Source organism: Pedobacter cryoconitis (assembly GCF_014200595.1).
In the GTDB taxonomy this organism is placed as follows: Bacteria; Bacteroidota; Bacteroidia; order Sphingobacteriales; family Sphingobacteriaceae; genus Pedobacter; species Pedobacter cryoconitis_C.
Window position 1 is genome coordinate 1,587,180 of sequence record NZ_JACHCG010000001.1, and the last position, 24,565, is coordinate 1,611,744.

Here is a 24,565-nt window from a genome sequence, read left to right on the forward strand (position 1 = left end):
CAAATTTACGGTCGCAATGCTCAGGCCGCGATAACATTTGTTATCAAATGAAATCATGTTTTTTCCCTGATCAGCTGGCTTTTAATGCGGCTGAGGTGAACGGAACTCACACCTAAATAAGAGGCTATATAATGCTGAGGTACCCGTTGAATGATCATCGGCTTTTCCTGCATCAATACCTGGTATCGTTTTAAAGGAGAATCTCTGAGAAAGGAAAAGAAATGGTTCATGTAGTGAAACATCCGGTCGAAAAGATTATTGATAAATTCGTCTCTTAGTTCCGATACATTTTCCAGTTCTGGCAGTATTTTTTCCAGGTCTTGTTTACTGATATGCCAGAGTACACACGGCTCGATGGTTTCTATGTTGAGCAGACTTGGTACTTGCTTTTTTAAGCTCTCTATTGATGCTACCGTTTCATTTTCAAAAAAGAATTGTGTGGTGAGATCTTTGCCATCATTATTAAACCAGACACGGATACAGCCTTTTTCAATAAAGAATATTTTTTTTGCAATCTCGCCCTCTTTGAGCAAAGTTGTTTTTGCCGGGACTTCCAGTTTTTTGAGACAACCCGAAAATCCAGCAAACTGACTATCGCTCATCCGGAATTTTCTTTTTAATTGTTCAAGCATAGACAGATTTTTTGCTGAATATCCGGAATTTCTTTCAAACAAAACATTAACTTAATACCCAGGCTATACCAATAAGTTTTATTTGCAGCTTAATTCAAAAAAAATGGATAGAAGAGAACTCCTGAAAACTATTGGTATCCTGTCGGGTTCATTATTAATCAGTGATTATGTAGCTGCACAGGAAAATGCAACATCCACCCTGATAGAAAATGGAAAAGATCAGTTATCCATTCAGGAATTCCAGAAATATTATCAGACAGACCGTTCATTTACTAACCTTGAAAATGGTTTTTTTGGTGTCATGTCCGAACCTGTTCTCCATACATTTATTGAAAATACCAGGACTGTGAACAGCAGATTATCAGGTTTTGCAAGGTTAGAATTTCCACAGCTCTACCGGGACGCGCTGCTCTTGACCGGAACCTATCTGAAATTACCTTCAAACTCATTCATCTTTACCAGGAATGCCACAGAAGCACTTAATATTGCTATTCAGGGGTATCCTTTAACAGCTGGTGATGAAGTTATCCTGAGCCAGTTTGATTATGACAGTATGGTTGAGACTTGGGAAATGCTGCAAAAAACCAAAAAGATTAAACTGGTCTACCTGGAAATTCCTGCACACCCTGAGTCTACAGCACAAATTGTTCAGCTTTATAAAAATGCCGTAACCAGCAGGACCAGAATTGTTCATCTGACACATATCAATCATTTTACCGGGTTGATTCTTCCTATCAAAGAAATAACGGATGCTTTAAAGCCTTCTGGTGTCAAAACTATCCTGGATGCAGCACATTCGTTTGCACATATAGATTATTCAATCACGGAACTTGGTGCAGACTTAGTTGCGATTAATCTTCACAAGTGGTTTGGATCACCTGTAGGTACCGGGTTACTTTATGTGAAGCCAGAGCTGATCAGCACGATGAACCCTTTATTTGGTGATGTGAAGCAAAAGGAAAACAGTATTTATAAATTGGCGCATTTTGGGACTACACCATTTGCCAATATTATGACCATAAGTGCTGCAATGGCATTTCAGCAGAAGATTGCGCCTGCGGTCAAACAGAATTATCTGCATGAATTAAAAAAAACCTGGATAGATGGCGTACAGCATTTATCAGCAGTAAAGGTGCTGACACCGGTTAGTCCGGAATGGTCTTGTGCAATTGGTGCTTTCCGGATGAAAAATATGAGCGCTAAAAAAGCTGTTGATCAGCTATGGACTGCGCATAAAATTTTAAGTGTTGTACGTAACCTGAAAGGAGGGGACTGTATCAGGATCACTCCTCAGATCTATAATACAACTGAAGATTCAGAACGTCTGGTCAAAGCATTAACAGTACTTAGCAATTCATAGGACAGCAAAACAGGTCTGTATTTAATCCTGAAAAAGGATGCATCTGAAATAGAATGCATCCTTTTTTAGTAAATGAAGCGGGGGTTAGTAATTAGAAGCTATAACCCAGTTTAGCATAATAATATGCCCCTGTAACGCCTAATTGACTGTTATTCCCATTGTAATATTTAAAGTTTCCATTGAAACTCAGGCTTGGATCATTTAATGGCGGCATTTTATCAAAGATATTATTCGCACCTATTCCAAATCTTACCTTGTTCTTAAATTGATAAGAAACTTCAGCATCTAAAGTGACCAGTGCAGGCATCGTATTTAAACCAATTACCTTTTGAGCAATTGGATATTGGTTCGACAATTCTCCGGCTCTGTAAACCCGTAATGAACTTGTAAATCCATTCAGATTATGTACAATAGACATCGTAAAATTATTCTGTTTAGTTGCGGTTGCGGCAATACGCTCAGGATTAAAAATATTCTCATTTAAGGAAGCCAGAATTGCTGAGTTATGTACGCCAACAATTTTAAGCAGGTTGTAATTATAGGAAGCAAGGAAAGTAAAATGTCCTAAATTATTGGCATGTAATTCATATTGAGCAACAATGTCTATACCTTGGGTGCGGGTGTCAATTGCATTGGCAAAATACCTTGCAGATTGAATACCAACGATATTATAATCATCAAATAATTTCTTGATCAAAGGATTACTTGTCGTAAAAAAACTTGTTCTTACAATTCTGTCGTTGACTCTTACCGCATAAAGATCTGCTGTAATGAATAGGTTTTTTACAGGCAAAGCAGTTAATCCGGCGCTCACATTATATGATTTTTCAGGCTTTAAAGGCTGTGCACCTAAAGCAATTGCAGCTGGAGAGTTGATGGGTAAAGTACTGTTCTCTCTGGACACAATCTGACCTACAGCCGGATCAAGTGTATAATTGGTTTGTGTCTGTGAGAAATATGATTGTTGTAGCGAAGGCGCTCTGAATCCTGTATTGGCTGCACCACGAATCGCATACCCTTTGATAAATTCGTAACGGGCAGAAATCTTTCCATTGATTGTAGAGCCGAAATCACTGTAATATTCATAACGTGTTGCAGCACTTACGGTAAAAGATTTAGTGAAATCTGCTGTTAATTCAGCATAAGCAGCGGTAGTATTTCTGCTTTGAGCTACCTCGTTACTTGGACGGTATCCGACATAACCCTGTGAACCTACAGGAGCTCTCTTTCCTGCATTCGGACCATCAAGAATTGGCACTCCTCCATCAATATACGAAGCTTCTTCACCAGCTTTAATCGAATAGTTTTCCACTCTGAATTCAGCACCGTATGCTAAGGAATAAACCTTGTTCTGGCCTAGTGCTTTTACAAAATCAAGATTGGCAGCATATTGGTTAAAATGGTGCGTACCCAGGTAAAAATCCGTAGGGCTTTTAGTACCTAAAGAAGGATTGTCAGAATTCAGCAGGTTAAATTGCACCGAGTTTCCACCCAGAGAAACACTGGCATCCATCATCCCCAATGATTTAAAGTCTTGTTTGTAACCACCCGCAAAAGAGTAGTCTGTGGTTACTATTTTACCTCTGGCTAAAAAGCCGTCAGGATAGATAGAACGTACCGTACCATCATCACTTGGTAATCTGAAACGGTTACTTCCATTTAAAGTATTGTTGTAGTTTACGCCTCCAAATGCATAGATTTTGCCTTCATTTTTTAAAGGCTGTGAATAATTGATCATGGTTCCCAGTACCTTTTTCTGCGGATCTCCCTCAATCATGGTCACTTTTGGATCGGCAGCGTATGCGGCATTTTTTGCGTCGCCCACAGGGTCTGAATAAGTCACGTTACCGGCTGCATTTTTAATAGTTCCAAAATACTGTTTTCTTAAATCGGCACCAGCTCTTACGGTTTTCTCTGCATACAATCCTTGTACAGCGATGTTAAGTATACCATTGTTTTTTAAAGCAAAACCTTTGTCTATCCCAATCTTTGTATTGAAACCATCTCCTCTGGAAGTAATTCCACTTTGGACATCAACGCTGCCCCCGGTATCTTTCTTCAGAATGATATTGATTACCCCGGCAATCGCATCTGATCCATAAATAGCTGCTGCTCCATCTTTTAATACTTCGATAGATTCAATGGCTGATACTGGAATTGCATTTAAATCTACACCTGTATTGTCAGCAATCAAAAAGGCACTGATATGTCTTCTTTTTCCGTTGACTAACACCAGCATCTGATCGGTTCCCATACCACGCATAGTGCTCGGCCTGATCGTTTCCGAACCATCTCCCCGTACAATACGATTTTGAGTAAATGAGGGAACAAGCATTTGTATCAATTCGGCGGTATTGGTATACCCGGAAGTTTTGATCTCCTGAGAAGAAATCAGCTGAACAGGAACCGGTGATTTAATGATACTTCTGCTTTTTCCCCTGTTACCGACAGAAATGCTAACCTCATTCAAGTTGGATGAGTTATCGGTCATCATTACCGTGATCACCGTATCTCTTGTTAGTTTAATCGTTTTAGTATATTTAACAAAGCCGACACTTGAAATTTCAAGCTGATATACCCCGGTCTTTATTCCTGTGAGTACAAATGAACCATCCGGAGCAGATTTGGTCATTCTGTGTACAGGGTTCAGCGTGATTGTAGCGCCTTCTATCAAGTGACTGCTTTCTTCAGTAGCGATCTTACCTTTTAGGGTTAGCTGCGCTTTTAAAGTGCTTGCTGACAGGGTGAACAGAACAAGTAAACCAAACAATTTTTTAAAGCTGGTGGACATAATTTTCATATAAATATTCTCTTTTTTGACAAAGATGTTCTGCGTATATGAAGTTGATGTTATGACATCTTTATGCTAGCCTACATTGGTCGGATGGATATTCTTAAAAGTTGTGAAAGCAGAGGGAATTCAGTTATACTAAAATCAGGGCAATTGCGTTTAAAACGTATTATTGTTCCCTAAAAAAGTGTAACAGATAAGTTATATGAAATTAAAGCTAGCAATTTAACTATGTTAAGCTAATTTTATTTGGTTTTATTTTCTACATTGCAAATGTGTTCTTTGCATACCACATCAAACGGAAATGGTTATACTTAATTGTAGATTAATAGGGAATCGTGTGTAAATCACGAACTGTCGCGCAACTGTAAGTAACTAAAAAAGTTTTCATCCGCAAAATATCCACTGTTCTACCGATAGAATGGGAAGGATGATGAAAAACGTTACAAGTCAGGAGACCTGCCTGTTCCGAATGGACAATGCTTTCGCGATCCGAAGCTTTTAGTCTGAAAGATGTTTATTCTTACATAAAAAATTGCGTCCCTGATTCAGGTACTGGTATAACTTTGTATTTTTATTCGCCTTTCTCTTCTTAAAATCTTCCCGTCAGCAGCATGGTATTAAAAATCAAAGAACATTTTTAACCGAAGCTAATTTTTCTAAAAAAAACTGACGATGCAAACAAACAATCTTAAATCCCCCGGTCAAAAATTCCGGGAGGCTTTGAAAACAGAAAGTCCCCTTCAAATTGTGGGAGCGATCAATGCTAATCATGCTTTATTAGCGCAACAAGCAGGATTTAATGCCATTTATCTTTCAGGAGGCGGTGTAGCTGCCGGATCATTAGGGATTCCTGATCTGGGTATTACTACACTGGAAGATGTATTAATTGACATTCAACGGATCACTAATGTCTGTGATTTACCGCTGATGGCCGATGTAGATACTGGTTTCGGCCCATCTGCATTTAATGTAGCCCGTACTGTAAAATCATTGATTAAAGCAGGTGCTGCGGCACTTCATATCGAAGATCAGGTAGGTGCCAAGCGCTGTGGCCACCGTCCGGGTAAAGAAGTGGTGAGTAAAGCAGAAATGGCAGATCGCTTGAAAGCTGCTGTGGATGCCAGAACAGATGAGCACTTTGTGATTGGTGCCAGAACAGATGCTTTTGCAATCGAAGGACTGGAGAAAACATTGGAAAGAGCTGTTGCCTATAAAGAAGCAGGGGCAGATTTCATTTTCGCAGAAGCCGTACCAGATCTTTCTTATTATCAGAAATTTGTAGATGCTACAGGAATTCCTGTACTGGCGAATATTACTGAATTTGGCATGATTGACATGTATACGGTCGACGAGCTTAAAAATGCCGGTGTGGGATTGATCTTATATCCATTATCTGCTTTTCGCGCGGCCAATAAGGCTGCTGAAAATGTCTATCGGCACATCCGCAAAGACGGTACGCAAAAGAACGTACTGGACACGATGCAAACCAGGGAAGAACTCTATAAGAGTATAGGATACCACAATTACGAGCAAAAATTAGATAATCTTTTTAAAGCGCAGAAAAATGATTGATAACCAGGAAGTACCAACGTTCAAGCCAAAAAAAAGTGTAGCACTTTCGGGTGTTGTAGCAGGGAATACTGCTTTATGCAGTGTAGGGAAAAATGGTAATGATTTACATTACAGAGGTTATAATATTCTGGACTTAGCAGAAAAAGCCGAATTTGAAGAAGTAGCTTACCTGCTTATTTACGGTTCTTTACCTACTAAACCACAACTGACAAATTATAAGACCAAGTTAAGGTCACTCCGGGGACTGCCTAATTCGGTTAAAAATATTTTACAGCAGATTCCGGCAGCTGCGCATCCGATGGACGTAATGCGTTCCACGGTATCGGCCATTGGCAGTATACAACCGGAAAAGGATGATCATAATATTGCAGGAACAAGAGACATCGCCGATAAATTACTGGCTTGTTTCAGCTCTGCACTATTATACTGGTATCATTACGCACACAATGGAAAAATCATCGAGGTAGAAACGGATGATGATTCGATTGGCGGACATTTCTTACATCTTTTACATGGTCGCAAACCTTCAGCATCCTGGGTAGATGCCATGCAGATCTCACTTAACCTGTATGCAGAGCATGAGTTCAATGCTTCTACTTTTACCAGTAGGGTAATTGCAGGAACAGGTTCTGATATCTATTCAGCTATTACAGGAGCGATAGGGGCATTGCGCGGACCTAAGCATGGTGGTGCAAATGAGGTAGCTTTTGATATACAGAGCCGTTATAATTCACCTGATGAGGCTGAAGAAGATATTCGCAGGCGTGTAGCTAACAAAGAAGTAATCATCGGATTTGGTCATCCGGTTTACACTATTTCAGATCCAAGAAACGTAGTCATTAAAAAGGTAGCCAAAGAGCTTTCGGAAGAGGCAGGAGACATGCTGCTTTACAATGTTGCGGAGCGTTTGGAAACCCTGATGTGGGAGGAGAAAAAGATGTTCCCGAATCTGGATTGGTTCTCCGCAGTTTCTTATCATTTAATGGGTGTACCCACCTTAATGTTCACTCCGCTTTTTGTGATTTCAAGAGTTACAGGATGGAGTGCACATATTATCGAACAAAGACAAGATGGGAAAATCATCAGGCCGAGTGCCAATTATACAGGCCCTGAAAACAGGGAATTTGTTTCAGTTGAAAATCGTTAAAAGTAATCGTTAATAAATCAGATAAAAAAATGTCATCACACATCTCAAATGAAAGACCACAAACTGATCAGGTATTAGTTGATATTGTGGATTATGTATTGAATTACGAAATAAAAAATGAACTGGCCTGGAAAACAGCACACTACTGTTTGCTGGATACTTTAGGATGCGGTTTGGAAGCGCTAACTTATCCTGCCTGCACTAAATTATTAGGCCCTGTGGTACAGGGTACCATTGTTCCCAATGGGGCTAAAGTTCCGGGAACACAATTTCAATTAGACCCGATTCAGGCAGCATTCAATATCGGTACAATTATTCGCTGGCTGGATTTTAACGACACGTGGCTGGCAGCAGAATGGGGCCATCCTTCGGATAATTTAGGTGGTATTCTGGCTACTGCTGATTGGCTTTCCAGAACATCTGTTGCCAATGGAAAACCTGCATTACTGATGAAAGATGTATTGGAAGGGATGATCAAAGCACATGAAATTCAGGGTGTACTAGCTTTGGAGAACTCTTTCAACAAAGTGGGATTAGACCATGTTATCCTGGTTAAAGTAGCTTCTACAGCTGTTGTTGGAAAATTAATCGGGCTTACCCGTGATGAATTGGTCAATGCAGTTTCACTGGCTTTTGTAGATGGACAAGCTTTAAGGACTTATCGTCATTCTCCAAATACTGGAAGCCGTAAGTCGTGGGCTGCGGGAGATGCAACTTCGCGCGCTGTTCGTTTGGCGTTAATTGCGAAAACAGGAGAGATGGGTTATCCATCTGTACTGACCGCTAAAACCTGGGGATTTTATGATGTCTTGTTCAAAGGAAATGAGTTCAGGTTCCAACGTGATTACGGTTCTTATGTGATGGAAAATGTACTGTTCAAAATTTCTTTCCCTGCTGAGTTTCACTCTCAAACTGCGGTAGAAGCTGCCATGACGATTCATGAGAAATTAAAGGCGTCAGGCAAAACAACGGATGATATCAAAAAGATAACTATTCGTACGCATGAAGCGGCTATTCGTATCATTGATAAGAAAGGGCCATTAAATAATCCTGCGGACAGGGACCATTGTATCCAGTATATGGTTGCTGTACCGTTAATTTATGGAAGGTTAACTGCTGCCGATTATGAAGACAACATCGCAGTTGATTCAAGAATTGATTTATTACGTGCGCAGATGGAATGTGTGGAAGATGTACAATTTACCACAGATTACCATGATCCTGCAAAACGTTCGATTGCCAATGCATTGCTTGTGGAATTAAATGATGGAACTGTGCTGGAAGAAGTTGTAGTTGAATATCCTATCGGGCATCAGCGCAGAAGAGCAGAAGGGATTCCTGAGTTATTGAAGAAGTTCAAGATCAATCTTGCGCGGAAATTCCCTGAAAAACAACAACAGGCTGTTTTACATGCTGCATTAGATTACAGCAGACTTGCCAATACGCCTGTAGATGAATTCATGGATTTACTGGTAATTTAATTATTTTAAATGAACTTCGTCACAAATGACAACAGAAGAAAAAATTGATCAATCGGAGACCCATGTTTTTAAAGTGGTATTTCCTGATACGACCAATCATCACAATACGATGTTCGGCGGAAGAATATTAATGATGATGACCGAAACGGCGTTTATGACGGCAACCCGGTTTTGCCGGAAGAGTTTTGTGCTGGTGAGCAGTGGTCAGATAGATTTTAAAAAGCCTATTCCTGCTGGTTCTATGGTTGAATTGGTAGGCAGGGTGGAGCGTATTGGCAATACCAGTATTACTATTCAGGTAGAGGTCTATCTGGAAAAAATGAGGGAAGAGTTCAGAGAAAAGGTAGTGAGCGGTGCGTTTACTTTAGTCGCAATTGACGAGGATAATAAACCTGTTTTAATCCGTTAAATCCTTAACCAACCCGGCTTTAAAAGCCGGGTTGGTTTTTAAAAACTAATATTATAAGAGTTTTTGATTTCTGCCATTGCAAAAGTACTATGTGTACTTCCTATGCTTTTAACAGAGCCTAATTTGTTAAAAACAAAATCCTGGTAATGTTTCATATCTCTGGCGTAAACCTTTAGTATAAAATCAAAGTCCCCCGAAATATTATAACATTCCACCACTTCATCGATCTTTAAAATGTCTTCTACAAATTGGTGACCTATTTTTCTATCGTGTTGTTTGAGTTTAATATTGCAAAAGACTATGAATCCCTGGTTAAATTTTTCGGGATCAAGTATCGCAATATACTTTTTAATATATCCATTACTTTCCAGTCTTTTTACCCGTTCAAAAACAGGCGATGGTGATAAACTTACTTTAGCCGCAAGCTCTTTTATCGTGTAATTTGAATTGTTACCTAATATCTTCAGCAGCAATAAATCTGTATCATCTAATTCGTCCATAGAATAATTTTCCTTAGTGATGCCAAAAATAAAGACTTAAAAGCATAATATGCTTCTGTTTTATCATAAAAAAGTTATTTATCCTTATTTATTGCAAGTAATAAAGTTTTAAAATCTTCATATATACCTTTGTAAGGAATTAAAAACTGATTTGTAGCAAATAGAGCACTGGTTATTGAGAAATAAACGGGGAGTTTTTTACAATGATTATTAACCATTTAAAAAGTTGAACAAAGATGCAAACGCACAACCTTGGCTATCCGCGAATTGGTAGCAACAGAGAACTAAAAAAAGCCTGTGAACAATACTGGGCAGGAAAAATTACTTTAGCAGAGCTATTAAGTAAAGGAAAAAATATATCAGAACATAACTGGAAATTACAACAGGAAGCGGGAATAGACCTGATCCCTTCTAACGATTTTTCGTATTATGACCAGATCCTGGATATGTCCTTAACAGTAGGTGCTATTCCAAGGCGCTATAATCAGGTAGCCTTAAAATCCAATAATGAAATGGATTTGTATTTTGCTATGGCAAGAGGTTATCAGAAAGAAGGATTGGACATTACCGCAATGGAAATGACAAAATGGTTAGATACAAATTACCATTATATCGTTCCTGAATTTTACAAAGATCAGGAGTTCAAATTATTCTCTAATAAAATCGTTAACGAGTTTGTAAGTGCAAAGCGTTTAGGCATCAATAGCAAGCCTGTAATCATTGGCCCGGTTTCTTACCTGTTATTAGGGAAAGAAAAAGAGGAAGGCTTTGATAAACTGGATTTAGTGAAACGTTTACTTCCAGTATATGTAAAGATTTTAACGGAGTTAAAAGCACATGGAGCTGAATGGGTACAATTTGATGAACCATTCCTGGCTTTAGATATTAATGCTCAGGCAAAAGAAGCTTATCAGTATGTTTATGCAGAGCTGAAAAAGAAATTTCCACAACTGAAAATCCTGGTAGCTACTTATTTTGAGGGTTTAAAAGATAATCTGGTTTTAGCAGCGTCATTACCTGTTCATGCTTTACATATTGATCTGGTACGTAATCCAGAGCAATTGGATGAGGTACTGAATGCTATTCCTGAGCAATTGATTTTATCTCTGGGGGTAGTTGATGGAAGAAATGTCTGGAAAAATGATTTTGAGCAATCTTTGTCGATCATAAAAAAAGCAGTGGATCAACTAGGAAGCGACCGCGTACTGATTGCACCTTCGTGCTCTTTGTTGCATTCGCCTTGTGATCTGGATTTAGAAACCAATGATCAAACTTTAACTCCTGAGATTAAACAATGGTTAGCTTTTGCTAAACAAAAGATTGATGAAGTAGTGACGTTGAAGGCTTTGGCCTGTGAAAACCCTGATGCAATTGCATTGGAGAAATTAGAAAAAAATAAAAAGGCTACTTCCAACCGCAGAACATCGAAACTGATTCACAATGAGCAAATCAAACAGCGTGTAAGTGCGATTACGGCTAAAGATGCAGCGCGTACAAGTCCTTTTCCTGTACGTAAAAAAATACAGCAGGAAATTTTACAGTTGCCTCTTTTTCCAACGACAACTATAGGTTCATTTCCACAGACTCCTGAGGTTAGAAGCTGGAGAGCGCAATTCAAGAAAGGCGAAATTACTCCGGCAGAATATGATACCTTATTGAAAAAAGAGACAGAAGAAACAATTCGCTGGCAAGAAGAAGTAGGTATTGATGTATTGGTTCATGGTGAGTTTGAACGCAATGACATGGTAGAATATTTTGGCGAACAGCTGGATGGTTTCACCTTTACAAAAAATGGCTGGGTACAAAGTTATGGTAGTCGTTGTGTTAAGCCTCCTATCATCTATGGAGATGTACACAGACCAGAGGCAATGACTGTTTACTGGACGGAATTTGCACAATCATTGACTAAAAGTTTGGTGAAAGGTATGTTGACCGGCCCTGTTACGATTTTACAATGGTCTTTTGTCCGCAATGACCAGCCACGTTCTGTTACTTGTAACCAAATCGCATTTGCGATTCGTGATGAAGTGGCAGACCTGGAAAAAGCGGGGATCAAAGTTATCCAGATTGATGAGCCAGCTATCCGTGAAGGTTTACCTTTAAGAAAAGCAGATTGGCAAGCTTATTTGCAATGGGCAGTAAACGCGTTTAAAATTTCAGCAAGTGGTGTAAATGATGGAACACAGATTCATACACATATGTGTTATTCTGAATTTAATGATATCATTCAGAATATTGCTGATATGGATGCGGATGTAATTACCATTGAGTGCTCGCGTTCACAAATGGAACTATTAGATGCTTTTGCTGATTTCAAATATCCGAATGATATCGGGCCGGGAGTTTATGATATCCATTCTCCAAGGGTACCTTCAAAGGAAGAAATGGTAGCGCTTTTAGTAAAAGCGAAAGCTGTGATTCCAGCTGAGCAACTTTGGGTAAACCCTGATTGCGGATTAAAAACCCGCCATTGGCCAGAAACTAAAAGTGCTTTAATTGCAATGGTCGCAGCAGCTAAAGAACTAAGTGCAAAGGAATACGCATTAAATTAGCTATAAATGCCTGATGAGGCAATAAAACCCGCTATACAATTTGTATAGCGGGTTTCTTCGTTGATGAAGTTCTGCTTCGGCAAATAAATGAAAAAAAACTTGTGTAGTTAAATAGCTACATTTATATTTGTAGTCAAATAGCTACATAATGAATTTAAGACGAGACGTATTTCAGGCGATAGCAGATCCGACCAGGAGGGCCATCCTGTTATTGGTTGCTTCACAATCCTTAACAGCAGGGGCAATAGCGGCAAATTTTAATACTGCCAGGCCAACAGTTTCCAAACATCTGCAAATACTTACAGAATGTGAACTGCTGGAACAAAAACAAACGGGCAGGGAAATTTACTATCAGACGAATGCGAAAAAGATGAAGGACATAGCTGACTTTATCGAACCGTTCCGCCAGTTGTGGGATGACAGGTTTAACAAATTGGAAAGTATCATGAAAAATTATCAACCAAAATAATAGCATCATATGGAACAAAAAACAAAAGTTAATGCCGAAGAAGGTAAACAGGAGGTAACAATTACAAGAGAATTTGACTTGCCGCTGGAGTTACTTTTCAAAGCATGTGCGGAGCCTGAAATTATTGCACAGTGGATGGGAACGAAGGTGTTGAAAATGGAAAGCCAGAAGCATGGCAGTTATCAGTTTGAAACGAGCGATGCAAAGGGGAATGTAGTATTCCGGGCAAATGGGGTTATTCATGAGTTTATTCCAAACCAAAAAATTACCCGGACATTTGAAATGGAAAACACACCTTTTGGCGTCCAGCTTGAATTTGTAGAATTTGAAAAACTAACTGATCATACTAGTCAGTTGCGTATGCGGGTAATTTATGAATCACTGGCACAAAGGAATCAGGTTTTACAATTGCCTTTTGTTCAGGGAATTAATATGGCACATAACAGGTTACAGGATATTGTTGGTAAAAATAATTTCAATTAATTTATACAGAAATGGATAATTATAAAGAAGAGTTCTCAGCAGCGGAACAAAAAGAGTTTTTCGGGATATTGAAAGTGCGTTTTGAGAAGAACAGGAATCGCCATAAGGATTTGGAATGGGCTGAGATACAGGAGAAACTGGAAGCTCATCCTGAAAAACTCTCGTCCTTACGGGCAATGGAAAAAACTGGCGGTGAGCCGGATGTTGTTGGTTATGATCAAAAGACAAAAGAATACATTTTCTATGATTGTTCGCCGGAAAGTCCGAAGGGGCGCAGAAGTCTTTGTTACGATCTTGAAGCGCATACGTCAAGGAAAGAGTTTAAGCCAGAAAACAATGTTATTGACGTGGCAGCTGATATGGGTGTTGAGCTTTTAACTGAAGAAGAATACAGGGAATTACAGCAAATAGGGAATTTTGACACCAAAACGTCGAGCTGGATAAAAACACCTGCCCATATCAGAAAGTTGGGTGGAGCTGTTTTTTGCGACCGGCGTTATGATACGGTTTTTTTATATCATAATGGAGCAGAATCTTATTATGCGGCGCGTGGTTTCAGGGCTTCAATCCGGGTGTGAATTTATTTCAGTAATCTGAAGCTGGACGGGATTTGTTGCGTATGCTTTTTGAAGAAGTGACTGAAGTTAGATGGATCTTCAAAACCAAGACTATAGCTGATTTGTGAAATATTCCATTCTGAATGCTTCAGCATTGCAATTGCTTCGGTAGTGATCCTATCTGAAATGTGGTTTGTAGTTGTTTTCCCTGTAACAGATTTCACAGCCCGGTTCAGGTAGTTTACATGAACCCCTAATTTATCCGCATAAGCTGCTGCTGAACGCATTTCGAATTCCTCTGATGGAGATTCAATTGGAAACTGCCTGTCCAGCAATTCATTGAAAATTGCTGTAATTCTGGCTTTTGCATCAACAAACTGATAAACTTTATCCAAAGGGGACATTTTCATGGCCAGGTGTATCAGCTCATTTAAATGGGTTCTTATCACATCATGTTTATATTCATAGTCAGTTAACAGGTCTGCCTGCATTTTTTTAAAGATGCTGTCAACTAATTTTTCCTGTGTTTTATTTAACATGAATACTGGTTTCGCACCGTTGGCAAATAAGGTTAGCCCGCGAATTCCATTTTTGTAATAATCGTTGTAATAGGATTCCCGAAAAATTAAATATCCCCCAAAATTGCTTTCTTCAAGCATGTCCAAAGTGTAAGGTATATCAGGATTGAAAAAAACTAAAGCAGTTCCATTTACTTCAAGACTTTTATCGCCATAATGGAGCAAAACACGACCTTTAAAAAGTGATACTTTATAAAAGTCGCGTCGCCGATAGCTTATTTTAGCACCATTTGAACATTGTTCATTCGTTACAATCGCAAATTGGGTTTTACCACTATTTGCAGATTGATCGTATGGCGTAAATTTATCCTTGTAAAAACTTTCTAATGATTCAGTTTTTTTCATTAGCTAAATCTATGCATTTCCGGGGGATTTTAACTTTTACTTGCTATCCGGTTACACTATTCAGGAACTTCAGCGCGTCTTGCGTTGATTTTTGTGATTTTTCGAACACTTCTTTAGTCAGACCTGCGTGGAGCTCATATTCATCTTTTTTCAGGCCAGCCATGAGCGCATCGATAATCGTTGAGGCAGGCATTTTGTAATCTGCTTTTACTGCTTTAGAAAATGGAGTATCCACTAAGGGGGCCATAAGCTCAAATAGCTTAATAGAAGATGAATTACGTTCTAAAACAAGTCTGAGCCCCAGAATATAGGAATGTAACGCAGCCTTGGTTGCACTATAGGTCGGATGCATTAAATCAGGTACAAATGCTACAGCAGAAGTGGTTATAATCATCGCTGATTCTGGATGTACAGCAAGAAGTGGCGCTAGCTCATGCGTGAGTAAAACTGCGGAGTTATAGTTGGTCAACATCTCTTGTTTGCTGATTTCATAAGCGTTGCTACCATCTAAAAGACTATAATTAGTTGCGATACCAGCATTTAGAAAGATCATATTTAAATCGGGATATTCACTTTTGAGTGTGCTGACAAGACTGCGTACAGACTGCTCATCTGATAGGTCACATGCAATGGCAATAGCATTTGGCAACTTTGCTGCCTCTTCTTTCAGCCTTTTCTCATTCCGGGCAATCATGATCACTTTGTTGCCCGCCTGGCTAAACTGCTTTGCAGCTTCAAGCCCCATTCCAGTTCCGCCGCCAGTAATTAGTATGGTGTTTTTAGTCGTTTTCATTTTATTTAGATTCTTTGTTCAATATTTCCGGAATAAATAATTTTCTCATGTAGTTTACATAGTCCTGATCACTTTTATTTTGTCTCGCCCCAAAATATAAACGGGTATCTACGCCGGCCATATAACGCAATTGATCTTTATTATCGGAAGCGGCTTCATAGATTACTTCAGCAATATCAGCTGTGGTTGAGGTCATAGTGTCGTTTTTATACCAATTGTCCAGCGCTATTTTATCAAATTCCTGATAGGCAGTGATGTTATCATTTGCAGCCATGCTTACTGCGCCAAAGAAATTGCTTTCTGTTGATCCTGGCTCAATAATTTTGACTGAAATGTTTTGTGAAAGCAACTCATAAGCTAAGGACTCAGAGAAACCTTCTATTGCAAATTTAGTGGAGTGATAAAGGCTGCATGTTGGAAAAGTTACTCTTCCACCTTGTGAAGTAATATTAATGATTAAGCCTGCTTGTTTTGCTCTGAAATGTGGCAGGATAGCTCTAATGACATCCATTACACCAAATACATTGACACTGAATTGCTGCATGACCTGTTCTGAAGTCGATTTTTCAAACGCACCCAGTACGCCAAAGCCTGCATTGTTCACAACGGCATCAATACTTCCGAATTTTTCAATTCCAGAGGCGATTGCAGCTGCAATACTTTCTTTATCCTGAACATCCAGCTTTGTCAAAAAGATATTTTTGATGGCAGATAGTTCTTCTTCTTTTTCTGGTGCGCGCATAGTAGCGATTACATTCCATCCTGCTGCTGCGAATTTTTTTGCAGTTGCTTTACCAATACCTGAAGATGTTCCTGTGATTAATATAGTTTTCATAATGTTATTTTATTAAGTTAAATTTTTCTATAAGCTGGATTGATTTGAAAGGTTCAGCTGTAAATGCTAAAGCCTGTTCAACGTATTGGTTTGTGGCAACAACTTCTAAATGTCCTTCGAAGCTTTTTTGCGATTCCCATGTTTCAATAATACAGGACACTAATGGATTGGTGCTGTCGCCGTAAATTTCATAACTAATGCATCCCGGTTCGGATGGTGTGTTTTTCCTGAGTACTGAAAAAATAGGTTCAAGAGATGCTGCGTTACTTTGGTCGCTGGCTGTGAATAATGTTAAATAGGTGATCATATAAATGTGTTTTAACACTACAAAGTTATAGAGTGAGGTAAAGGGGATCATGTTTGTTTCAAACCAATACTTGTTCAATTCAAACCTTGCAGTGTTTCTTATCCTTTTATACTTGTGCTGGCGCTATCGGCTCATATTATTTACGACTATTTTTAAATTGAACCCGGCTATTTTACTTGCAGGAATAGGAGTAAGTTTAGAGTGCCTGAATCAAAATATTTTTAGCTTATGTTATTACAGAATAAAAAAGTCGCTATTGTTGGCGGCGGTCCTGGAGGGTTAACTCTGGCGAAGTTGCTTCAACTTAAAGGCGTTGATGTGAAAGTTTATGAAAGAAGTAAAGATAAATCGGCTGTTCAGCAGGGTGCTACGCTTGATTTGCACTACGAATCAGGTTTAAAAGCATTACGGGAATGCGGATTGATGGAAGAGTTTGAAAAAAACTACCGGCCGGGAGCTGACCGGTTAACTATTACTGACCAGCACGCAGTAGTCCGCTTTGGCGAGGCTGAAGAGGGAAGAATTCAGGATTTGAACAGCGAATATGCGCGTCCGGAAATAGACCGTGGCCCGCTCCGTGATTTACTGATTGAATCATTGCAAGACGAAACTATAGTTTGGAATGCCCATTGTGCTGAACTGAAAAAAGATGGGAGCAGATGGGAGCTGATTTTTAAAAACGGGACAGTTGCTGATGCTGATTTTGTGATTGCAGCAGACGGAGCTAATTCAAAAATCAGGAAATACATTACGGACATTCAACCTGTTTATTCAGGGATTACCGTTTTGGAGGGCAATATTTACAACGCTGCGGTTAATGCACCGCATTTGTGGGAATTGACTAACGGGGGAAAAGTTTTTGCACTGGGCGGTTCCAAAACAATTGTGCTGAGTGCAAAGGGTGAAGGTTCACTTTCATTTTATACAGGTACCAGGGAAACAAAGGACTGGGTAAAAGCATCGGGTATTGACTTTGAAAATAAAGAGCAGATTCTCGCCTGGTTTAAACAACGTTTTTCAGATTGGAGTGTGGATTGGCAGAAGGTATTCTTAACTGATGAATCTTATTTTGTGGCCAGACCACAATATTATTTCCCTGTAGATCAAGCATGGCAGGCGCTTCCGGATTTAACTATGATTGGCGATGCAGCTCATCTTATGCCGCCTTTTGCAGGTGAGGGAGTGAATCAGGCCATGCAGGATGCATTGGAATTATATGAAGCATTGTGCATGGGGGATTTTAGTTCTTTGCAGGAGGCCATTGCAGCATTTGAAAAGAAAATGTGCAGCAGAACTTCAGAGGTAACAGTGGATACTCTGCTACAAACTGAAGCATTGCATTCAGAGGACAGCCTTCAGTATTTGCTGGATATGTTTAATCATTTTCGGAGTTAATATTCATAAAAAAGCCGTCCCCTTTAGTTGGAGACGGCTTTTACACAATATAAAAACCTTATAAAGAATAACGTAGTGTTACCCCATAGGTTCTTGGATCACCAAGTACGCCAGCATATAAACCGGAGTTACCCGCTGCGGCCTGCAATTGTTCGTAATAATTTTTATTGGCGATATTTCTGGCCCAGATAAATACAGAGAATTTATCTGACTTAAATCCTAATCTACCATTCAATAGCGAATAACCCTCCACATTTAACACACTTGATGGAGTTGGGTTTGAAGAATATTCTGAGCGGTAACTCGCATCGGCAGCAATAAAATATCTGCCTGTTGTAGTGGCCAGTTTACCAGGATTGCTGAACTCTGCACCACCAGAAACATTCCATTTAGAGATACCCGGTAATCTGCCACCTGAAGCATCTTTAAAGGCTACTTGTGTAGCTACACCATTCACGAGTTCTGTATGACCGGTTTCTTCTAATGGAAGCGGTGCATTTGTAAATTTCACATATTTGCCATCAAGATAAGCCAGAGCCGCATTTATAGTTAAGAACCTTCCTATCTGGTAAGTTCCATCAACTTCCAAACCTTTTACCCTGACTTTTTCTGCATTGGCAAGATAACCTCTGTTTACACCCAATTGTGGTGATTGTACATTGGTCTGGTAATCTTTAATGTCTGTATTAAAAGCACTAACGTTTACGATTGCACCTTTAACAGGTTTAGTTTTAATTCCTAATTCGTAATGTTGAACATATTCTGGTTTTACGACGGCTACAGACAAGTCTGCTTCTCCGGTAGCAGTAGTTGGCAACCCACCCACGTTAACACCAACTGGTTTATAAGCGGTAGAAAAAGTTCCATAAGCGTTTAACTTGGTCGTAGGACGGTATGAAACTGTGATATTACCAGACAAATTGTTGTTGTCCACATTGGTTGTGAACCGCTGATTGGCATAAACAGCTGTTTTTAGTGCAAGTAAAGCAGGATCTGTGGTTTGCAAGCCTCCGTAAGTTGTCCTGTCATAGTCTACATCTTTTTTATCATAAGTATATCTTAACCCTGGTAAAACATGCAGGTGGTTCACAATCTCCCAATCAACCTGTGCGAATACAGCAGCACTCAATGATTTAATAGTTGAATTAGTTTTGATACCGTAACCATCTAGCAGACCTGGTGTTGAATATAATGCCTGTGCACCAGTATTACTAGTTTGCACAAATCTCCACTGATCTTTACCTACTTCTTCTGTCTGTCCCAGACCTTTTAGATTCTGACCAAGGAAATATACACCAATCACACCGCTTACTTTTTCTGAGAGATTACCGGCATATCTGACTTCTTGTGAATACTGATCGTGGCGGGAGGTCCCCTGAGATTTAGTCAATGCAGATAGTTCTGAGAAATCTCTGTCGTTTGTAGGATTCCAGTTCCAGAATCTCCATGCAGTAGTTGAAGTCAGGGTTCCATTACCTATTTTATAATCCACATTTACGGATAACCCACCGATGGACTGATCGTGTTTCCATGGCGTATTGGTATTGATTGTTCTGGACTTCGGATCTACTACAGGCTGCTGGTAGCCTAAGTCAGAAACAATTTTAGCATACTGACGGTAAGGACTTCTTTCTGTTGCAGTAACCCCTGCAATTACCAGTGGGTAACCTGCGGGGTGCTGAATGCTTGCATCTCCACTAAACAAGATTTGTAGTTTATCTGAAGGGGTATAATATAATTGACCTTTAAAACCAAGGTTGTTCTGACCGCTATATCTGCGTTCTTCTTTAGTATTGAAAATTGTACCATCGCGTTGAGTTCCGGAAATGGATAATCTTGCGGCAAGATTTTTTCCAATCCCTCCGGTAACTGATGTTTTCGCCTGCATAAAGTTGTAGTTTCCAAAACTCAATTCAACTTTTCCGCTTGGTGTTTGTGTTGGTTTTGCTGTAGTGATGTTAAATGCACCTGCGGTAGTATTCTTACCAAACAATGTTCCTTGCGGGCCACGTAATATTTCTATTTGTTCAATGTCCAGAAAATCTGTAGAGGTAGCAGCCGGACGAGCCTGGTAAACTCCATCTACATAAAAGCCTACACCTGGATCAATACCATCGTTGGTTAAGCCAAATGTTGAACCTAAACCCCTGATATTAAGTGTCGTATTTCTGGCATTTGAAGCATATAATTGTACTGAGGGAACCAGTTCTTTTAAACGGTTAACGTTAAAAGCACCTGCGTTTTCTGCGGCCTGACCTCCGATAACAGTAATTGCAATAGGCACATCTTGCAATACTTCTGAGCGTCTTCTTGAGGTGACAACGATTTCATCAAGCAGCGCACTTTCGATCAGGATTAACTCAAAAGGTGTATCCTGAAGCTTTAGAATCTGAAAATCCTGTGATTTATAGCCAACTGAACTCACCCGAAGGTAAAATGGGAGTTCTTGCTTTGAATCGATACTGAACTTGCCATCAACATCCGCAGTTGCAGAAATCTTAGTGCCTCTGATCAGCACTGTTGCATGTGGTACCGGAACGCCGTTACTACTTTTTATAACGCCCGTTATCGCACTTTGGGCAGAAACATAATTTGCCGTTAGCAGAAGTGAAAGGATAATGAGTAAATGTTTCTTCATAATGTTAATATTCAATGGTTAGCAGGTTATACGCACCAGATAATTGGTTTTATGCGTTAGTTTTAGGTGATTATTGCATAGCAAAGCCATCTGGATATTTTTAGCATCCAGCCAGGTTTTAAAATATGATATTTATAGGCGTTTTAGTCTTGCTCAGTGACTACTGAGCAGAATCAATAGCAACAGCTACAGTCTGATAGAAAGAGGGTTCCTTCCTGAGCTGTTTTTCTTTTCATTTTTATAAAATGTAAATCTGTTTTCATTTAGTTCTGGTTGTAAAGATTTATTTTGATTATACGAATATAGTATTCTTTTTTTGTTAAAAAGATTAAATCTATGGATTTTGTAGTTTTTATTTGAAGTGTCAGAAAAATCTCTCTTTAATATGGTGTTAAGACAATAATTCATTATTGAAAATCATAAGGGCCGGCTGAGCAGGCTGTTATAAAAATGCCAAACAATCATACGAACATGATGTTATCCTGAAAAAATAAATGAATTATGGCTAAGATATTAATAACAGGAGCGGGGTCAGGATTTGCGAGAGAAGCAGCCTTGCGTTTAGCAGAAAAGGGAAACTCAGTAATTGCAACAGTTGAAATCGTAGCTCAGATTGCTGGTTTGAAAAAAGAAGCTGAAGATAGGGGTATAGATTTGCAAGTTGAGAAATTGGACGTTACCAATTCTGATGATCATATTAAAGCGTGGAAATGGGACATAGATGTGCTATTAAATAATGCAGGGATTTCAGAAGGCGGATCTGCTGTTGATATCCCGTTAGATAAAGTTCGTCGTCAATTTGAAGTTAATGTTTTTGGCCCACTGGCGCTGACACAGGGCTTTGCTAAGAAGTTTATAGAAAATAAGAAAGGGAAAATTGTATTTCTTTCTTCTGTAGCCGGATTATCGGCCGATCCTTTTACTGGTGCTTATGCGGCATCCAAACATTCAATTGAGGCTTTCGCAGAGGCATTGAATAAAGAAGTTAGTGAATTTGGGGTTCAGGTTGCTACTATAAACCCTGGCCCTTACCTGACTGGTTTTAATGACAGGATGTTTGAAACATGGAAAGAGTGGAGAGATGATGATAATCATACGGTATTTGACTATAGTAAGATATCTTTTCCTCATGAACAATATGATCCGGAAGCTATTGTAGATTTAATTGTTAAAGTTCTGAGTAATGAGATCGATAATTACCGTAATCTTTTACCTGAATCTTTTGCAGATCAAATCAAAGAACAACAAAAATTAGTATGGACTAAAAAGCAAAATAGTACAACTGGTAAACGTGATGAACTGGTACAAAAAGCTTATGAAATTGAACCTGGTACTCCGGTCGGGGAGGAAAAATAGAGATTGATAGAATAGATTCAATGTTTGAGGTAATGCAGGTTTCTGCCACCTCAAACATTATTTTGAAGGTTTAATCAATCTTTATACTATCAATTGCGTCTTCCATTGCAGTTTCCTTTACTCCGGGTACTTTTAATCCTTCTGCACGGAATACAGTGAGATCAGTCATGCCTAAAAAGCCAAGAAAAGCTTGCAAATAAGGAGCAACAAAATCGTTAGCTTTACCCGGGCCTTGTGAATATACACCGCCCGAAGACATGGCCACATAAACTTTTTTTCCTGTTACCATTCCGACAGGGCCATTTTCACCATACCCAAAAGTTATTCCTGCCCTGGTAATATGATCAATCCATGCCTTAAGTGACGAATGGATAGTGAAGTTGTAAAGCGGTGCACCAATAACAATGATGTCCGCGGCCAATAATTGTTTAACGACCTGGTCAGAAAAACGGATAGATTCTTTTTCCTGCGCGGTTAGCTGCTCTCCAGGAATAAAGAAGGTACGAAGAACTTCAGGACTAAGATGTGGAATTTTGGCATCGACAAGATTTAATTCTTCCACAGTACTACCCGGGTACTTTTGCTGAATTTTTTCAACTATGGTATAACCCAGCTTAATGCTGTGTGATTCTTTGCCTTGCATGCTTGAGATTAAATGAAGGATATGTTTCATAATAATATTGCTTATTTTTAATACTGTTAACACCAGCAAAAGTAGGGTTGGCAAGTCATTAAAAGTCCGTACTTACCTAAAGGAAAGTAGTTACATTGAGGTAAGTGATGTATCTTTACTACTATGAAAATGATTAGAAATGAGGATCTTCCAAGCCATGAAGAATGCGCAGGCTCGCTCAAAAACGTGCTTGATGCACTCTATGTTCTGAATGGAAAGTGGAAGGTGGCATTGATCCTTTGCCTGGTACAATCCTCAAAACGTTTTAATGAGATTCAACATGAAATCACTGGAATATCCTCCAAGGTATTAGCTAAAGAGTTAAAAGATCTGGAATTGAATGACTTTATCAAACGTAATGTATATCCGACCACCCCGGTAAGTATTATTTATGAAGCAACTGAGTATAGCCAGACTTTAAAAAACGTGATAGGTGAATTGAGTGCCTGGGGTGAACAGCACAGAGAGAAAATTAAGCAAAGTATGCGAAAACAATCCTGAATTCTAAGAATTCCGGTTTAATAATTTCCTTACTTTTTTTACGATCACGTGAGTGAGTGGTAATGCCATATAATCCGTTGGTTTTTTCCAGGAGGAGAACTTTGTGATAACAATATTGTTAGTCCCGTCAACAAACAGATTTTGTCCAGCCGCGTTTTCAATGGCCCAGCCCAAAAGATCAGTATCCGCGGACACATAACTGAAATTCTTCTCTTTAGATTCCTGAATCCTTCAAACTTGTATAGAATTCATAGAGATTCACAGGCTTGTAGCCTGCTGGCACGGGCTCCCAATTTGTTGCTATAGCATAGGTTTTTTGCTGAACTTCATTAAGCTCGTCCATATCCGGTTATTTTGCTAAATGTGAATATAGCTTAAAATTACCTGGGACTCCCCGAACCATACGGTATGATTTCAGTAACCCTTCGTACTGGTAACCACATTTTGTAAGTACACTTTCAGAACGTGAATTTGTTTCAAGAACGGTAGCTTGTATCCTAATGAAGCCAAAGCTTGAAAATCCCCAACTAGTTATTTCTTTGCACATGGCAGTTGCTATGCCTCTTTTCCAGTAAGCAGGTGATAAATCATAAGCAATTTCTGCACTTTTGTTTACAGTAGAGATGGTATGAAAACCTATTGTTCCTATCAGGGTATTATTGTTTTCGTCAATGACGGCTAAACGTATAGCAGAGTCTTTATCAGCAGCATTATATTCCAGGTATAATGATTCCAGATCGTTAACGGAGTTAAGGTTCCAACTGGTACCCTCATATACTTCTTTGATAGATAAATAATCATACCAGCTTTGTAAATCTTCCTTTTCAAGCTGCCTGAAATAAATTCCAGGATAATTCATTTCAGGAATACATTCTGCTCTCATCTCATATTTTTAAATATTAGGGCATAGATAATATTTTATACTATAAATAACAATATAATCTTGTATTCCTTTCGGAAGAATCAAAAAGCCAGAGCAGGAGATGGACTGAATACGTAAATTTATCTAACTCAAAAGGGGAAGGACCTGAAAAGCCTGTTATAAATAGAGTAGGGACATAAAAATGTCCGAAGGGTGGGACACTGGTGTTTAGTTGATTATCCTGAATACAATTCTTTTTAAATAAAAAACCATAAAGGATTTTAAGTGTCCAACAATCTTTAAAGTTTATTGTTGTCATTTAGAAA

General features: G+C 39.1%; 22 protein-coding genes and 1 riboswitch. Of the genes, 12 read left to right on the top strand and 10 right to left on the bottom strand.

Annotation, left to right across the window (positions count from 1 at the left end; translation table 11 throughout):
- Positions 1-53: 53 nt before the first annotated feature.
- Positions 54-632 (bottom strand): Crp/Fnr family transcriptional regulator, encoded by a 579-nt coding sequence (locus HDE70_RS06440; RefSeq protein WP_183888846.1) that lies wholly within the window; start codon positions 630-632, stop codon positions 54-56.
- A 103-nt stretch (positions 633-735) separates the two neighbouring features.
- Between HDE70_RS06440 and HDE70_RS06445 the strand changes: the two genes are divergently transcribed.
- Complete coding sequence (locus tag HDE70_RS06445; protein ID WP_183888848.1) at positions 736-1,992, top strand: aminotransferase class V-fold PLP-dependent enzyme; 1,257 nt, start codon at positions 736-738, stop codon at positions 1,990-1,992.
- A 91-nt stretch (positions 1,993-2,083) separates the two neighbouring features.
- Here HDE70_RS06445 and HDE70_RS06450 read toward each other — a convergent pair whose 3' ends face one another.
- Positions 2,084-4,792 (bottom strand): TonB-dependent receptor, encoded by a 2,709-nt coding sequence (locus HDE70_RS06450; protein ID WP_183888850.1) that lies wholly within the window; start codon positions 4,790-4,792, stop codon positions 2,084-2,086.
- A gap of 279 nt (positions 4,793-5,071) precedes the next feature.
- Positions 5,072-5,265, top strand: a riboswitch (cobalamin riboswitch).
- A 193-nt stretch (positions 5,266-5,458) separates the two neighbouring features.
- Here HDE70_RS06450 and prpB point away from each other — a divergent pair.
- The 4 genes from prpB to HDE70_RS06470 are packed head-to-tail and all read left to right on the top strand — an operon-like array spanning position 5,459 to position 9,395.
- A complete protein-coding gene (prpB, locus tag HDE70_RS06455) occupies positions 5,459-6,358 on the top strand; it encodes a methylisocitrate lyase (protein WP_183869034.1) in 900 nt (299 codons plus the stop codon).
- Positions 6,351-7,505, top strand: coding sequence for a 2-methylcitrate synthase (gene prpC, locus HDE70_RS06460; RefSeq protein WP_183869032.1), 1,155 nt, complete (start codon positions 6,351-6,353; stop codon positions 7,503-7,505). Before prpB ends, prpC begins: the two co-directional genes overlap by 8 nt.
- A 29-nt stretch (positions 7,506-7,534) precedes the next feature.
- Positions 7,535-8,986: a bifunctional 2-methylcitrate dehydratase/aconitate hydratase gene (locus HDE70_RS06465; protein ID WP_183869030.1), complete on the top strand. Its 1,452-nt coding sequence runs from the start codon at positions 7,535-7,537 to the stop codon at positions 8,984-8,986.
- 25 nt (positions 8,987-9,011) lie between these two features.
- The gene (locus HDE70_RS06470; RefSeq protein ID WP_183869028.1) at positions 9,012-9,395 is read left to right on the top strand and encodes an acyl-CoA thioesterase; all 384 of its coding nucleotides are present in this window, start codon (positions 9,012-9,014) and stop codon (positions 9,393-9,395) included.
- Between the two features lie 38 nt (positions 9,396-9,433).
- Here HDE70_RS06470 and HDE70_RS06475 read toward each other — a convergent pair whose 3' ends face one another.
- The gene (locus tag HDE70_RS06475; RefSeq protein WP_183869026.1) at positions 9,434-9,895 is read right to left on the bottom strand and encodes an Lrp/AsnC family transcriptional regulator; all 462 of its coding nucleotides are present in this window, start codon (positions 9,893-9,895) and stop codon (positions 9,434-9,436) included.
- Between the two features lie 236 nt (positions 9,896-10,131).
- Here HDE70_RS06475 and metE point away from each other — a divergent pair, with 236 nt between their 5' ends.
- The 4 genes from metE to HDE70_RS06495 all read left to right on the top strand — a co-directional run bounded on the left by metE (position 10,132) and on the right by HDE70_RS06495 (position 13,977).
- Positions 10,132-12,447 carry a 5-methyltetrahydropteroyltriglutamate--homocysteine S-methyltransferase gene (gene metE, locus HDE70_RS06480; protein WP_183888852.1) on the top strand — a complete coding sequence of 772 codons (2,316 nt, stop codon included), beginning with the start codon at positions 10,132-10,134 and terminating at the stop codon, positions 12,445-12,447.
- Positions 12,448-12,595: 148 nt separating this feature from the next.
- Positions 12,596-12,916, top strand: coding sequence for an ArsR/SmtB family transcription factor (locus tag HDE70_RS06485; RefSeq protein WP_183869022.1), 321 nt, complete (start codon positions 12,596-12,598; stop codon positions 12,914-12,916).
- 9 nt (positions 12,917-12,925) lie between these two features.
- A complete protein-coding gene (locus tag HDE70_RS06490; RefSeq protein ID WP_183888854.1) occupies positions 12,926-13,399 on the top strand; it encodes an SRPBCC domain-containing protein in 474 nt (157 codons plus the stop codon).
- A gap of 11 nt (positions 13,400-13,410) precedes the next feature.
- Positions 13,411-13,977 (top strand): DUF4256 domain-containing protein, encoded by a 567-nt coding sequence (locus tag HDE70_RS06495; protein WP_183888856.1) that lies wholly within the window; start codon positions 13,411-13,413, stop codon positions 13,975-13,977.
- 2 nt (positions 13,978-13,979) lie between these two features.
- Here the strand turns inward: HDE70_RS06495 and HDE70_RS06500 are convergent, their stop codons facing one another.
- From HDE70_RS06500 to HDE70_RS06515, 4 genes are read right to left on the bottom strand one after another with little or no spacing between them, the layout of a single operon-like run.
- A complete protein-coding gene (locus HDE70_RS06500) occupies positions 13,980-14,879 on the bottom strand; it encodes a helix-turn-helix domain-containing protein (protein ID WP_183888858.1) in 900 nt (299 codons plus the stop codon).
- Positions 14,880-14,922: 43 nt separating this feature from the next.
- Complete coding sequence (locus tag HDE70_RS06505; RefSeq protein WP_183888861.1) at positions 14,923-15,672, bottom strand: SDR family oxidoreductase; 750 nt, start codon at positions 15,670-15,672, stop codon at positions 14,923-14,925.
- 1 nt (position 15,673) lies between these two features.
- On the bottom strand, positions 15,674-16,507 hold the full coding sequence (locus HDE70_RS06510) for an SDR family oxidoreductase (protein WP_183888863.1): 834 nt from the start codon (positions 16,505-16,507) through the stop codon (positions 15,674-15,676).
- A 4-nt stretch (positions 16,508-16,511) separates the two neighbouring features.
- Complete coding sequence (locus HDE70_RS06515) at positions 16,512-16,814, bottom strand: putative quinol monooxygenase (protein WP_183888865.1); 303 nt, start codon at positions 16,812-16,814, stop codon at positions 16,512-16,514.
- 228 nt (positions 16,815-17,042) lie between these two features.
- Here HDE70_RS06515 and HDE70_RS06520 point away from each other — a divergent pair, with 228 nt between their 5' ends.
- Entirely contained in the window at positions 17,043-18,209 is a 1,167-nt protein-coding gene (locus tag HDE70_RS06520; protein ID WP_183888867.1) for an FAD-dependent oxidoreductase, read from the top strand.
- Between the two features lie 58 nt (positions 18,210-18,267).
- Here HDE70_RS06520 and HDE70_RS06525 read toward each other — a convergent pair whose 3' ends face one another.
- Positions 18,268-20,847, bottom strand: coding sequence for a TonB-dependent receptor (locus HDE70_RS06525; RefSeq protein ID WP_183888869.1), 2,580 nt, complete (start codon positions 20,845-20,847; stop codon positions 18,268-18,270).
- Positions 20,848-21,348: 501 nt separating this feature from the next.
- Here HDE70_RS06525 and HDE70_RS06530 point away from each other — a divergent pair.
- Complete coding sequence (locus tag HDE70_RS06530; RefSeq protein ID WP_221302013.1) at positions 21,349-22,203, top strand: SDR family oxidoreductase; 855 nt, start codon at positions 21,349-21,351, stop codon at positions 22,201-22,203.
- Positions 22,204-22,273: 70 nt separating this feature from the next.
- Here HDE70_RS06530 and HDE70_RS06535 read toward each other — a convergent pair whose 3' ends face one another.
- Complete coding sequence (locus HDE70_RS06535) at positions 22,274-22,876, bottom strand: FMN-dependent NADH-azoreductase (RefSeq protein WP_183869004.1); 603 nt, start codon at positions 22,874-22,876, stop codon at positions 22,274-22,276.
- A gap of 123 nt (positions 22,877-22,999) precedes the next feature.
- Between HDE70_RS06535 and HDE70_RS06540 the strand changes: the two genes are divergently transcribed.
- Positions 23,000-23,377, top strand: coding sequence for a winged helix-turn-helix transcriptional regulator (locus tag HDE70_RS06540; protein ID WP_260160010.1), 378 nt, complete (start codon positions 23,000-23,002; stop codon positions 23,375-23,377).
- A gap of 349 nt (positions 23,378-23,726) precedes the next feature.
- Here the strand turns inward: HDE70_RS06540 and HDE70_RS06545 are convergent, their stop codons facing one another.
- On the bottom strand, positions 23,727-24,260 hold the full coding sequence (locus tag HDE70_RS06545; protein WP_183888871.1) for a GNAT family N-acetyltransferase: 534 nt from the start codon (positions 24,258-24,260) through the stop codon (positions 23,727-23,729).
- Positions 24,261-24,565 lie beyond the last annotated feature (305 nt).

Coding starts and splice junctions, on each gene's coding strand:
- HDE70_RS06440 (WP_183888846.1), bottom strand. CDS start 632: ATGCTTGAACAATTAAAAAGAAAATTCCGGATGAGCGATAGTCAGTTT.
- HDE70_RS06445 (WP_183888848.1), top strand. CDS start 736: ATGGATAGAAGAGAACTCCTGAAAACTATTGGTATCCTGTCGGGTTCA.
- HDE70_RS06450 (WP_183888850.1), bottom strand. CDS start 4,792: ATGAAAATTATGTCCACCAGCTTTAAAAAATTGTTTGGTTTACTTGTT.
- prpB (WP_183869034.1), top strand. CDS start 5,459: ATGCAAACAAACAATCTTAAATCCCCCGGTCAAAAATTCCGGGAGGCT.
- prpC (WP_183869032.1), top strand. CDS start 6,351: ATGATTGATAACCAGGAAGTACCAACGTTCAAGCCAAAAAAAAGTGTA.
- HDE70_RS06465 (WP_183869030.1), top strand. CDS start 7,535: ATGTCATCACACATCTCAAATGAAAGACCACAAACTGATCAGGTATTA.
- HDE70_RS06470 (WP_183869028.1), top strand. CDS start 9,012: ATGACAACAGAAGAAAAAATTGATCAATCGGAGACCCATGTTTTTAAA.
- HDE70_RS06475 (WP_183869026.1), bottom strand. CDS start 9,895: ATGGACGAATTAGATGATACAGATTTATTGCTGCTGAAGATATTAGGT.
- metE (WP_183888852.1), top strand. CDS start 10,132: ATGCAAACGCACAACCTTGGCTATCCGCGAATTGGTAGCAACAGAGAA.
- HDE70_RS06485 (WP_183869022.1), top strand. CDS start 12,596: ATGAATTTAAGACGAGACGTATTTCAGGCGATAGCAGATCCGACCAGG.
- HDE70_RS06490 (WP_183888854.1), top strand. CDS start 12,926: ATGGAACAAAAAACAAAAGTTAATGCCGAAGAAGGTAAACAGGAGGTA.
- HDE70_RS06495 (WP_183888856.1), top strand. CDS start 13,411: ATGGATAATTATAAAGAAGAGTTCTCAGCAGCGGAACAAAAAGAGTTT.
- HDE70_RS06500 (WP_183888858.1), bottom strand. CDS start 14,879: ATGAAAAAAACTGAATCATTAGAAAGTTTTTACAAGGATAAATTTACG.
- HDE70_RS06505 (WP_183888861.1), bottom strand. CDS start 15,672: ATGAAAACGACTAAAAACACCATACTAATTACTGGCGGCGGAACTGGA.
- HDE70_RS06510 (WP_183888863.1), bottom strand. CDS start 16,507: ATGAAAACTATATTAATCACAGGAACATCTTCAGGTATTGGTAAAGCA.
- HDE70_RS06515 (WP_183888865.1), bottom strand. CDS start 16,814: ATGATCACCTATTTAACATTATTCACAGCCAGCGACCAAAGTAACGCA.
- HDE70_RS06520 (WP_183888867.1), top strand. CDS start 17,043: ATGTTATTACAGAATAAAAAAGTCGCTATTGTTGGCGGCGGTCCTGGA.
- HDE70_RS06525 (WP_183888869.1), bottom strand. CDS start 20,847: ATGAAGAAACATTTACTCATTATCCTTTCACTTCTGCTAACGGCAAAT.
- HDE70_RS06530 (WP_221302013.1), top strand. CDS start 21,349: ATGGCTAAGATATTAATAACAGGAGCGGGGTCAGGATTTGCGAGAGAA.
- HDE70_RS06535 (WP_183869004.1), bottom strand. CDS start 22,876: ATGAAACATATCCTTCATTTAATCTCAAGCATGCAAGGCAAAGAATCA.
- HDE70_RS06540 (WP_260160010.1), top strand. CDS start 23,000: ATGAAAATGATTAGAAATGAGGATCTTCCAAGCCATGAAGAATGCGCA.
- HDE70_RS06545 (WP_183888871.1), bottom strand. CDS start 24,260: ATGAGAGCAGAATGTATTCCTGAAATGAATTATCCTGGAATTTATTTC.